The sequence below is a fragment of the Duganella radicis genome, from assembly GCF_009720825.1.
In the GTDB taxonomy this organism is placed as follows: Bacteria; Pseudomonadota; Gammaproteobacteria; order Burkholderiales; family Burkholderiaceae_D; genus Rugamonas; species Rugamonas radicis.
Map to the genome: position 1 here is coordinate 48,106 of NZ_WNKY01000039.1, position 9,852 is coordinate 57,957.

Sequence of the window (9,852 nt, forward strand, 5' to 3'; positions counted from 1 at the left end):
AGCTTAAAAATTAAGCAGCGACAGATTTAATGCGTATCAGTTTGCCGTCGACCACGTGCAGGCCGCACTCCTTCGACTCCGGATTCTCCCACCACCAGCGGCCGGCGCGGACATCTTCGCCCGGCTGGATGGCTCGGGTGCACGGCTCGCAGCCGATCGATGGATAACCCTGGTCATGCAGCGCATTGTACGGCACCTTGTTCTCGCGGATGTAGTTCCAGACGTCTTCCTCGGACCAATCGGCCAGCGGATTAAACTTGGTCATGAAATGGGCCGGATCGTCTTCCTCCACCATCAGCGACGAGCGGGTGGCGGCCTGCGCGCGGCGCTGGCCGGTAACCCAGGCCTTGTTGCCCGACAGGGCGCGGCCCAGCGGCTCGACCTTGCGGATGCGGCAGCATTCCTTGCGCATCTCGATGCTGTCGTAGAAGGCGTTCAGGCCATGCTGGGCGACGTAGGCTTCCACCGCCTCGGCCTGCGGCTTGAACAGCGCGATGTCGTAGCCGTAGTGGGCCTTCACCTTGTCCAGCATGTCCAGCGTTTCCTTGTGCAGGCGGCCGGTTTCAAGCGAGAAGATGCCGATGTCGTAGCCGCCCTTCAGAATCAGGTCGGTCAGCACCATGTCTTCGGCCGCCAGCGAGGAGGCGAAGACGGCGGGGCTAAAGTCGCTGGCGATGCGGGACAGCGTGGCGCGCGTGTCCGCAATCAGCTTGCTCAGGTCACTCATGACTACTCCAATCAAATGCCGGCGCCGTCGTTGTTGACCACGACCGGCGCGGGACGCGCGTGGCGGCGGAACAGCGGGACTTTCTGATCGACCGAAGCCTGGTAGGTTTCGGAGAAATCGGACAGGCCTTTCAGCGCGTCGTGCGGATCGCGGTCGGCGCGCACGGCGTAGGCGTCAAAGCCCACGCGCTGCATCGAGAACAGCTGGTCGCGCAGCACGTCGCCGATGGCGCGCAGTTCGCCGGTCCAGCCCAGGCGGGTGCGCAGGTTGTAGGCGATCGAATAGCCGCGGCCATCGGTGAATTTCGGGAAATCGACGGCGATCAGCGGGAACTGGTCCAGCAAGCCTTTCAGCGTTTCAGGGCGCTCGTCGGAGGCGATCCACACGGCGATCTCGCCGGCGGCGGTGCGCGCGGCCAGCACCTCGCGCTGCACCAGCCACAGGCTCAGTGGCACGATGAATTTGCCTTCCGGGACTGCCACGGTGGCCGGGTCGACCACCGGTGCGCCTTCCACCGGTTCGGCCAAGCGCAGCACCTGCCAATCGTCTGCTACTACTTCACGGCCCTTGATAATCAAATGCTTAGACATATTCATCCTCTCCAACCAGACGGCCGCCTTTTTCAGCGATCGGCGTGGCGTACACAAATTCCTTGAACGGGGCGACACCGATGCGCGCGACGCATTCGGCAAACGATTCATCCTCAAAACGATCACGCAGATAGACTTGCAGCAGGCGGTCGATCACTTCCGGCATTTGCAGCGCGGAGAACGACGGGCCGATGATCTTGCCGATGGCGGCGTTGTTGCCTTGCGCGCCGCCGATCGACACCTGATACCATTCGCTGCCGTCCTTGTCCACGCCCAGCACGCCGATGTTGCCGACGTGGTGGTGACCGCAGGCGTTGATGCAGCCGGAGATATTCAGCTCGATCTCGCCGATGTCGTGCTGGAAGTCGAGGTTATCGAAACGCTCGGCGATGGCGGCGGCGATCGGGATCGACTTGGCGTTGGCCAGCGAGCAGAAATCGCCGCCCGGGCAGCAGATCATGTCGTTCAGCAGGCCGATGTTCGGCGTCGCCAAGCCGTGCGCCTTGGCTTCCTGCCACAGGGCGAACAATTGCGACTGCTCGACGTCGGCCAGCACCACGTTCTGTTCGTGGGTGACGCGCAGTTCGCCGAAGCTGTAGCGGTCCGCCAGGTCGGCCATGAAGTCCATCTGCTCGGCGGTGGCGTCGCCCGGCGGCACGCCGGTTTTCTTCAGCGACAGCACCACGGCCGCGTAGCCCGGCACCTTGTGCGGCTTGACGTTGCGGTTGACCCAGTTGGCGAAGGCCTTGTTGCCGTCTTGCGCGGCCACCACGTCGCTGTCCTCCAGCGTCTTGTAGGCTGGCGGCTGGAAGTAGTCGATCACGCGCTGCATCTCTTCCACGGTCAGGGTTTCCGGACCGTCTTTCAGGTCGGCCCATTCTTCTTCCACCTGGCGCTTGAATTCTTCCACGCCCACGGCCTTCAGCAGGATCTTGATGCGGGCCTTGTACTTGTTGTCGCGGCGGCCGTGCTGGTTATACACGCGCATCACGGCTTCGGTGTAGGTCAGCAGGTGCTGCCATGGCAGGAAGTCGCGGATCACGCTGCCGATGATCGGCGTGCGGCCCATGCCGCCGCCGGCCATGAACTTGAAGCCGATCTCGCCGGCTTCGTTGCGCACCACGGTCAGACCGATGTCGTGGATGGCGATGGCGGCGCGGTCTTCCACGGCGCCGTTGATGGCGACCTTGAACTTGCGCGGCAGGGCGATGAATTCAGGGTGGAAGGTCGACCACTGGCGCAGCACTTCGGCGTACGGGCGCGGGTCGATGATCTCGTCGGCGGCCACGCCGGCGTACGGGTCGGAAGTGGTGTTGCGGATGCAGTTGCCGGAGGTCTGGATGGCGTGCATCTCCACCGAGGCCAGGTCGCTCAGGATGTCCGGGGTCTGTTCCAGCTCAATCCAGTTAAACTGTATGTTTTGACGGGTGGTGAAGTGACCATAGCCGCGGTCGTATTTGCGGGCGATGTGTGCGAACATACGCATTTGCTTACTTGCCAACAAACCGTAAGGCACGGCAATACGGAGCATGTAGGCGTGACGCTGCATGTACAGGCCGTTTTGCAGGCGCAGCGGCAGGAATTCGGCTTCGGTCAGCTCATCGGCCAGGCGACGGCGTACCTGGTCGCGGTATTGGGCGATGCGCTCACGGATGATGAGGTGGTCAAACTGGTCGTATTGATACATGTATATTCTTCCTGGATAGTCGCGGATTCCCCAAACTAGCGCTAATAGTAATAAACTTCGTCTTTATTCCAAACGACTTAGTCTTTATTTGCTTATATAAGGATTGGGCATAAGCTTGGAAGCTAATAATTTTAAGATGGGCCAAGACCTGCAATGAACCTTCACCAGTTGCGCTTTGTGCGCGAAGCCGTACGCCAGAACTACAACCTGACCGACGCCGCCAAGGCGCTATTTACCTCGCAGCCGGGCGTGTCCAAGGCGATTATCGAGCTGGAGGAGGAGTTGGGGGTCGATATCTTCACCCGTCACGGCAAGCGCATCCGCGGCTTGACCGAGCCGGGGCGGCTGGTGTTGGAGTCGGTAGAGCTGATTATGCAGGAAATCGACAGCCTCAAGCGCATCGGCAAGGAATACGCGGCCCAGGACAGCGGCAGTTTTACCATCGCCACCACACACACGCAGGCGCGCTACACCCTGCCCAAGGTGGTGCAGGCCTTCATGCAGAAGTTCCCCAAGGTGCGCTTGTCTTTATTGCAAGGCAACCCGCAGCAGATCGCCGAGATGGTGCAGCGCGACCAGGCCGACCTGTGCATCGCCACCGAATCGATCGCCGGCGTGACCGGTCTTGTCACTTTGCCATGCTACCAGTGGGAGCACGTGCTGGTGGTGCCGCCCGACCATCCGCTGCTGCGCAACAAGCAACCGACGCTGGAAGAGATCGCGGCTTTCCCCATCATCACGTATGATGGCGCCTTCGCCGGCCGCAGCAAGATCGACCACGCCTTCTCGCTGCGCGGACTGAAGCTGGACGTGCTGCTGGAAGCCATCGACGCCGACGTGATCAAGACTTATGTGGAGCTGGGCATGGGGATCGGTATCATTGCGGGCATGGCTTTCGACGCCGAGCGCGACAAGAACCTGCGCGCCATCCCGGTGGGCCACCTGTTCGGCATGAATGTGTCGCGGGTGGCGGTCAAGCAGGGCGCCTACCTGCGCAGCTATATTTACACCTTTATCGAACTGCTGGCTCCCACGCTCAACCGCAAGTTGATCGAGCAAGCCATGAGCGGCGAAAAAGATAATTACGAACTATAAAGAAAGCATCATCATGATTACCAACCAGTTGACACAATATTACGCCGTCAACGCGGACAACTACGACCAGGTGTACGCCCAGGAAGAGCGCTACGACGACTTGGACGACTTGCAGGAAATGGTCGCCGAGCTGTTCCAGGACCACAAAGTGCTGGAGCTGGGCTGCGGCACCGCCTACTGGACCGACCTGATCTCGGAAACGGCGGAATCGGTCCACGCCACCGATATTTCGCAGGAAATGCTGGACCTGGCCGAAACCCGCGGCCTGGATGAGGATGTCGTCACCTTTGGCCAAATGGATGCCTTCAACCTGCCGGACGGCCTGGAAGGCCAGTACACCGCCGTGTTCATCGGCAACCTGTGGTGCCACGTGCGCCGCGAAGACCAGGAAAAATACCTGAAAACCCTGCGCGCCAAGCTGGGCAAGGACATCCTGCTGGTCATCCTCGATGAATCTTATGTGGATGGTAACTCCACCGTGATCGCCCGCACCGACGCCGAGGGCAACACCTTCCAGCAGCTGGTAGCCGACGATGGCCAGCGCTACGAGATCATGAAGAACTACCTGACCGACAGCACCCTGCGCAAGCGTTTCGCCAACCATGCCAAGCAGATCCGCATCGAGCGGCTGGAGTACTACTACCTGCTGAGCTGCCGCCTCAAATAACTTGCAAACTTGATGTTCATTTACAACAAAACACGACAAATGGTTTTTGTCACATTGTTGAAGTAATTGATAGGCATGATTCCGGCCGTGGAATCAACACGCATTTTCTATCAACCTTAAGTAGAGAACATCAAGTGAAAAAACTTACTCTGGCAGCACTGATCATCGGCGGCTTCGCTGCACAAGCCCACGCTCAATCGAACGTAACGATCTACGGCCTGGTGGACGCCGGCATCGTTAGCGAGCGTGGCGGTGCGGCCGGCTCTCTGACCAAGGTCACCAGCGGTATCGGCGGCCAGTCGCGCATCGGCTTCAAGGGTACCGAAGACCTGGGCAGCGGCCTGTCGGCAATCTTCACCCTGGAAACCGGCTTCAAGGCGGACGATGGCTCGCTGGACAGCGCCAACACCATCTTCAACCGCCAGGCCTTCGTTGGCCTGAAAAGCAAAGACGCCGGCCAGCTGACCATCGGCCGTCAATACACCCCGCTGTACCTGGCACAAAGCCAGGTGGCTGACCCGTTCGGCGCCGGCTACGCTGGTTCGATCAAAAACCTGTTCCCATCGGCTGGTGCCAACACCCGCGTGAGCAACGCCCTGGTGTACTCGACCCCGGTAATGGAAGGCTTCAGCGCCGACGCCCTGTACGCGCTGGGTGAGCAAGCTGGCAGCACCACCGCCGGCCGTCAGTTCGGCTTTGGCCTGAACTTCGCCCAAGGCCCGCTGAACGCGCGCCTGGTCTACAACAACAAGAACAACGACACCGCCGCTGTCGGCACCACCCCGGCCAAGATCCAGGACACCGGCCGCACCACCATGTTTGCCGCCAACTACGACTTCCAGGTCGTCAAGGCTTACTTCGCCTACGGCGCCAACAAAGGCGTGAACAGCGCCCAGATCCCGGTGGCCAACGCCTACGGCTACACCGTGGCTCCCAAGCCTAGCCTGGACAGCAACGACCTGCTGATCGGCGCGCAAATCCCGGCCGGCAATGGCACCGTGATGGCGTCGTACATCCGCAAGAACGACAAGACCGTCAACAACCAGGACGCCGATCAGTGGGCGCTGGGCTACCTGTACTCGCTGTCGAAGCGTACCGGCGCCTACGTTGCTTACGCCAAGATCAAGAACAAGAACGGCGCCGGCTACACCGTTGGTAACAACAACGAAGCGGGTAGCGGCGACAAAGCCTTCAACCTGGGCATCCGTCACGCATTCTGATTGGTCTCCGGCAGCGGCAGGCGGATCATGATCCGCGTGCCGCCGTCGCTGAGGATGGCGATATCGCCATGCAGCGCCCAGACGCGTTCGCGCATCCCGATCAGGCCGAAGGACGAAGCTTTGTCCATATCCTTTTCGGCGATGCCGCGGCCGTCATCATGGATGGTCACGTGCAAGGCCCCGTCCTTGCGGTACAGCGACAATGCCACCTTGCGCGCCTCGGCGTGGCGGGTGATGTTGGTCATCGCTTCCTGCGCAATGCGGAAGATGGCGGTGCTGTAGGCGTCGTCCAGTATCAATTCCTCTTCATTGGCGTCCAATGTGCAAGCGATGGCGTTGCGCGACTCAAACTCGTGGCGCAAGCTCTCCAGCGCAAAATACAAACCGCCCTCATCCAGCGCACGCGGCCGCAGATTGCCGGCGATGCGGCGCAGCGAGGCGATGGCCGACATCAGCAATTCATCCATGCCTTTTTGCAGCTTGCGCGCGGCCGCGCTGTGGCCGCTGTGGCGTTGCAGCAGGGCCAGGTCGCCGCGCAGCGTGGCCAGCAGCTGGCCGAGGTCGTCGTGCAGTTCGCGCGCGATGTGCTTGCGCTCTTCCTCGCGGATGGTTTGCAGCGCCGCCGACAGTTCGCGTAGCTGCGAATACGATTGTTCCAGCTGCTCCTGCACCTGCTTGCGCTCGGTGATGTCGCGCAGGATGATGGTGTAGATGCGCTGGCCGTTCTCGCTCAGCGAGGAAATCGTCCCCTCCAGCGGGAAGTGCTGACCGTTGGCCTTGAGGCCGGTCACCGCGTAGTCGCTGGTGCGGCGGCCCTTGGTGCGCATGCGGATACCGGTGGCGCCGAAGTAGTGCGCCGCGCCGTTGGGCGCCTGCTGGCGCTGGTCGCGCGGCACATAGTGCTCCAGCGGCGCGCCCTGCATGGCTTGCGCGGTGGTGCCGAACATGGCGGCGGCGGAGGGATTCACCTGCAAGATGCGCTGGTGCTCGTCGGTGGAAATGATGGCGTCGGTGGCGTGCTGGATGATGCCGCGGCTACGCTTGGCGGTGGCGGCATTGCGGGCGCAGTGCCAGCCCATGCGCCAGGACAGGCGCGTGGCCGCGGCCAGCGCGGCGAGAAGGAGGAAGGTGTGTGTGTGGCGGCCCATGTGTGTCTCCATGCGGCCGGAGGGCCGCCTGGAGTCACACTAATTCAGAAGCCGGTGCGGGCTTTTGATTTACATCTGCTTAAACAGATGCAGGAAGCTGCGGCTGACTTCCAGCTTGTCGGAGCGGCCCTTGATCATCACCAGGTGGCGGCCGCGAATGTCGCGCGTCACGCCTTCGATGGCGTTGACGTTGACCAGCGTGGCGCGGTGGATTTGCCAGAACAGCGCCGGATCGAGCTCCTCGGCCAGGTCGCGCACCGGCTTGCGGATCAGGGCTTCATACTTTTCCGTCTGCACGCAGGTGTATTTCTCGTCCGAACGGAAGAACAGGATTTCCTCGACCGGAATCATGCGCAAGTCCTGGCCGATGCTGGCCTGTATCCATTGCAGGTGCTGCGGCTTGGGCGCGGCGATCTTCTCGGTCAGCTGGGCCAGCATGGCGGTCACGCTGGCGTTGACGTCGGTCGCGGCGGCCGGCTTGTTGAGGCGGGCCTTGAGACGGTCGACCGTCACTTGCAGGCGTTCCTGCTCGGGCGGTTTCAGCACGTAGTCGATGGCGCCCCGCTCGAAGGCCTCCACCGCGTAGGCGTCGTAGGCGGTCACGAACACGATGATGCTCTTGTTGCCGATGACCGAGGCGGCTTCCATGCCGGTCTTGCCCGGCATGCGGATGTCGAGGAAGGTGAAGTCCGGTTTGAGCTCGTCGACCAGCTGGATCGCTTCGTCGCCGTTCTTGGCTTCGCCGATAATGTCCAGCTCGGGCCAGACCTGGCCCAGGCGCATGCGCAACTGATCGCGCATTAAACGTTCGTCGTCTGCAATGATTGCTGTAGGCATCGTGTTCGGGTGTGAAGTTGGCTAAATAATAGTTTAAATAATTTTAACTTGATTTGGTCGCGAGCTGGTAGGGGACTTCGATGGTGACAATCACCCCGCTCGGGCTGTTGGCGGCGATCAGCAGCTGGCCCTGTTCGCCATGCAGCAGCTTCAGGCGCTCGCGGATATTGCTGAGGCCGAGCCCGGTGCCGTCGCTGGGCTTGGCGCCGAAGCCGAGACCGTTGTCGGTGACGATTACGCGCAGCTTGTTGTGGGCCACGTCGGCGTGCACTTTCAGGGTGCCGCCCTCGGGTTTGCCTTCGAGACCGTGCTTGATGGCGTTTTCCACCATCGATTGCAGCATCATGGGCGGGAAGGCGGCGGTGCGCAGGCCGTCGGGGATGTCGAAGTCCACGGTCAGGCGTTCTTCCATGCGCATTTTCAGCAGGTTCAGGTAAGCCTCGACCATGTCGGCCTCGCGGCCGAGATTGGTGATCAGGGCGTTGTCGCGCATTTGCGGCAGCACGGCGCGCAGGTACTTGATCAGGCTGCGCTGCATGGCCGAGGCGCGCGGCGGATCGGTTTCGATCAGGTGCTCGACCGAGGCCAGGGTGTTGAACAGGAAGTGCGGTTCCACTTGCGCCTGCATCATCTGCATTTTGGCTTCGCTGAGCTGGCGCTGCATGGATTCGCGCTCGGCGGTGGCGTTGGCGGTCTGGGTCTCCGCTTCGGCGCGCTTTTTACTGCCCATCAGGAACTTGGTGCCGAACAGGGCCAGCACCAGCAGGGTGATGAAGCTCTTGAACCAGGTGGAGGCCTGGCCATGGTAGCGGGCCACCTTCTGCTCGGCGGCGTCGTCCACCGCCTCCTCGATGGCGTTGGACAGCTCCTCGCCAATTTGCGGCGGCAGGTCGATGTGGACTTCCTCGCCCGGCAGCGAGGGCAGGGCAGGCACGGAAGCGGCGCCTTGCTTGCCGGACTTGGCGGGAGCGGCTGGCGCTTCCGGAGCCTCCGGCGCGGCCGGTGCCGCCGGAGCTTCAGGCGCCTCTGGCGCGGCGGAAGGCGGCGTGGCGTCCTCGGTGTTCTTGTTGCGGATCTTGCCGCGCGGGTTGAAGTGGATGCCGCTGTCGTCGATCAGAATATTGGTGTCGCCGCTTTTGCGCTTCTGCATATTGTGCGAGCTGCGGTCGATATTGTCCTGGACCGGGCTGGACGAGAACAGCTCGTCTTGCAGGATAGAGCCGGCAGCCAGCATCAGGGCGGCAAACACCAGGAACTTCCACCACGACAGCTGGGTGACCCAGGTAACGATCGCATCAAAGCCGCGATGCAGCGTGCTGCCGGCGGTTTTCAGGGTGTCTTGCACTTTAGGCGTAGGGAACATGAACGGCTTTCACACTTAACATGATGCAAGTGTAACGAAGCCTGCCCGCGCGCACCATGCGATTGCGACAGTCTGCAAAAATCGGGGACCAGACGGTATTTTCAAAAGGAAGGTCTTGCCAAACCGGCGAACGGTTTGCTATAGTTCGGTCCCTCGCGAAACAGCGCATGCAAATGTGAAGTAAAAACGAGGGGTTGACGAGATAAACGAAACACTTCATAATCTCGCTTCTGTGCTGATGAACACAACGCTTCAACAGCAGCAACACGGTTCTTTAAGAATTTACAGTCGATAAATGTGGGCGTTTGATGCTGCAACAAAAAGCATTAAATGCTCAACAAGAAATACTGTCAGTATTTTGAGTGGGCGAACCATGACCAGAAATGGTCATCAAACAGAGATTAAACTAAAGAGTTTGATCCTGGCTCAGATTGAACGCTGGCGGCATGCCTTACACATGCAAGTCGAACGGCAGCACGGACTTCGGTCTGGTGGCGAGTGGCGAACGGGTGAGTAAT

General features: G+C 61.0%; 9 protein-coding genes and 1 rRNA gene. 4 read left to right on the forward strand and 6 right to left on the reverse strand.

Annotated features, from left to right (window positions below; translation table 11 throughout):
* Positions 1-10 precede the first annotated feature (10 nt).
* The 3 genes from GM676_RS24450 to GM676_RS24460 are packed head-to-tail and all read right to left on the reverse strand — an operon-like array spanning position 11 to position 3,004.
* Entirely contained in the window at positions 11-727 is a 717-nt protein-coding gene (locus GM676_RS24450) for a phosphoadenylyl-sulfate reductase (protein ID WP_155466778.1), read from the reverse strand.
* Between the two features lie 11 nt (positions 728-738).
* The gene (locus GM676_RS24455) at positions 739-1,323 is read right to left on the reverse strand and encodes a DUF934 domain-containing protein (RefSeq protein ID WP_211923285.1); all 585 of its coding nucleotides are present in this window, start codon (positions 1,321-1,323) and stop codon (positions 739-741) included.
* Positions 1,310-3,004 (reverse strand): nitrite/sulfite reductase, encoded by a 1,695-nt coding sequence (locus GM676_RS24460; RefSeq protein WP_155466780.1) that lies wholly within the window; start codon positions 3,002-3,004, stop codon positions 1,310-1,312. Before GM676_RS24460 ends, GM676_RS24455 begins: the two co-directional genes overlap by 14 nt.
* A gap of 153 nt (positions 3,005-3,157) precedes the next feature.
* Between GM676_RS24460 and GM676_RS24465 the strand changes: the two genes are divergently transcribed.
* The 3 genes from GM676_RS24465 to GM676_RS24475 all read left to right on the forward strand — a co-directional run bounded on the left by GM676_RS24465 (position 3,158) and on the right by GM676_RS24475 (position 5,986).
* Positions 3,158-4,099 (forward strand): CysB family HTH-type transcriptional regulator, encoded by a 942-nt coding sequence (locus GM676_RS24465; RefSeq protein ID WP_155466781.1) that lies wholly within the window; start codon positions 3,158-3,160, stop codon positions 4,097-4,099.
* A gap of 13 nt (positions 4,100-4,112) precedes the next feature.
* Positions 4,113-4,766, forward strand: a complete 654-nt coding sequence (locus GM676_RS24470) for a class I SAM-dependent methyltransferase (protein ID WP_155466782.1) — start codon at positions 4,113-4,115, stop codon at positions 4,764-4,766.
* 134 nt (positions 4,767-4,900) lie between these two features.
* Positions 4,901-5,986: a porin gene (locus GM676_RS24475; protein WP_371866359.1), complete on the forward strand. Its 1,086-nt coding sequence runs from the start codon at positions 4,901-4,903 to the stop codon at positions 5,984-5,986.
* Here GM676_RS24475 and GM676_RS24480 read toward each other — a convergent pair.
* The 3 genes from GM676_RS24480 to GM676_RS24490 form a co-directional block, all read right to left on the reverse strand.
* On the reverse strand, positions 5,974-7,134 hold the full coding sequence (locus GM676_RS24480; protein ID WP_155466783.1) for a PAS domain-containing sensor histidine kinase: 1,161 nt from the start codon (positions 7,132-7,134) through the stop codon (positions 5,974-5,976). The genes GM676_RS24475 and GM676_RS24480 overlap by 13 nt on opposite strands.
* A gap of 69 nt (positions 7,135-7,203) precedes the next feature.
* Positions 7,204-7,971 (reverse strand): LytR/AlgR family response regulator transcription factor, encoded by a 768-nt coding sequence (locus tag GM676_RS24485; RefSeq protein ID WP_155466784.1) that lies wholly within the window; start codon positions 7,969-7,971, stop codon positions 7,204-7,206.
* A 43-nt stretch (positions 7,972-8,014) separates the two neighbouring features.
* Positions 8,015-9,334, reverse strand: a complete 1,320-nt coding sequence (locus tag GM676_RS24490; protein WP_155466785.1) for a sensor histidine kinase — start codon at positions 9,332-9,334, stop codon at positions 8,015-8,017.
* Between the two features lie 403 nt (positions 9,335-9,737).
* Here GM676_RS24490 and GM676_RS24495 point away from each other — a divergent pair.
* Positions 9,738-9,852 (forward strand): 16S ribosomal RNA (locus GM676_RS24495); the annotation flags it as partial.

Coding starts and splice junctions, on each gene's coding strand:
- GM676_RS24450 (WP_155466778.1), bottom strand. CDS start 727: ATGAGTGACCTGAGCAAGCTGATTGCGGACACGCGCGCCACGCTGTCC.
- GM676_RS24455 (WP_211923285.1), bottom strand. CDS start 1,323: ATGAATATGTCTAAGCATTTGATTATCAAGGGCCGTGAAGTAGTAGCA.
- GM676_RS24460 (WP_155466780.1), bottom strand. CDS start 3,004: ATGTATCAATACGACCAGTTTGACCACCTCATCATCCGTGAGCGCATC.
- GM676_RS24465 (WP_155466781.1), top strand. CDS start 3,158: ATGAACCTTCACCAGTTGCGCTTTGTGCGCGAAGCCGTACGCCAGAAC.
- GM676_RS24470 (WP_155466782.1), top strand. CDS start 4,113: ATGATTACCAACCAGTTGACACAATATTACGCCGTCAACGCGGACAAC.
- GM676_RS24480 (WP_155466783.1), bottom strand. CDS start 7,134: ATGGGCCGCCACACACACACCTTCCTCCTTCTCGCCGCGCTGGCCGCG.
- GM676_RS24485 (WP_155466784.1), bottom strand. CDS start 7,971: ATGCCTACAGCAATCATTGCAGACGACGAACGTTTAATGCGCGATCAG.
- GM676_RS24490 (WP_155466785.1), bottom strand. CDS start 9,334: ATGTTCCCTACGCCTAAAGTGCAAGACACCCTGAAAACCGCCGGCAGC.